Source organism: Paraburkholderia sp. JHI2823, from assembly GCF_038900695.1.
Classification (GTDB): Bacteria; Pseudomonadota; Gammaproteobacteria; order Burkholderiales; family Burkholderiaceae; genus Paraburkholderia; species Paraburkholderia mimosarum.
Genome location: NZ_JAYMRY010000167.1, coordinates 1 through 756 on the forward strand (window position 1 = coordinate 1; position 756 = coordinate 756).

Genomic DNA, 756 nt, shown 5'->3' on the forward strand with positions numbered 1-756 from the left:
TTCGGAGCACCGAACACCAATTCCGGAATTCTCCGAAACCGTTCGACTTCAACCGAAACGGCTGTTCATGTTCCTCCGGAAACACTGTTCGACTTCAACCGAAATCCGTGTTCGGCTTCGCCGAAATACGCAATCCTGCTGCTCGACGAAGGGGCCTCGCGTGCGGCGATCATGGCTGAATTGGGTTTTGTCAAGTTGACGAACGTAGACTGTACGCGTACCAGTAACGGTAGTTATCCTCATTAAATGGCGTTACCGATTGAGGCAGTTCCAGTCCAACCGTACCATGTGGCGAGGCGTTCCTGGAGTGCGGCACGATGAGTTGCCGCTTTCATTCGATGTCTGGGCAAAGCAAAGTGCTGCCGGATCGGGCCGAACCGTGAGGGAAACGCCTGAGCGTGACGCGCATCGCGAAAGCCGAGCATCTGGCGTTCGCGTCTGCGGGTCGGCTGGTGGCTGTTCTCGGCGCGGTTATTCACGCGGGCAGCCGCCTTGACGAAAACGTGCTTCACGTGAGCGAGCTCTGCAATCTCGGACTTCGCTGCCGGATAGCTGCGTAGCTGGTCAGTGACGATCCTGCGCGGCACCGGGTTGGATCGCAGCACCCGCCGGAAGAAGCGCTTGGCCGCGGCCTTGTCGTGCACCAGAACGTCGAGTTCAGTGCCATGCTCATCGACCGCGCGCCACAGCAGATACGGTTCCCCGCGCAGCGTCACGAACATCTCATCCAGATGCCATGTGCTGCCCCGCTTGCGC

At 59.3% G+C, this 756-nt stretch carries 2 protein-coding genes; one reads left to right on the forward strand and one right to left on the reverse strand.

The features are described 5' to 3' along the window. Positions 1 to 246: hypothetical protein (locus VSR34_RS38125; protein ID WP_342965200.1), on the forward strand; the 246-nt coding region annotated here is incomplete at its 5' end. On the opposite strand, the gene VSR34_RS38130 is transcribed toward VSR34_RS38125, so the two are convergent. Beyond that, on the reverse strand, positions 243 to 756 hold a 514-nt coding region (locus VSR34_RS38130; RefSeq protein ID WP_342965201.1), incomplete at its 5' end, for a DDE-type integrase/transposase/recombinase. The genes VSR34_RS38125 and VSR34_RS38130 overlap by 4 nt on opposite strands.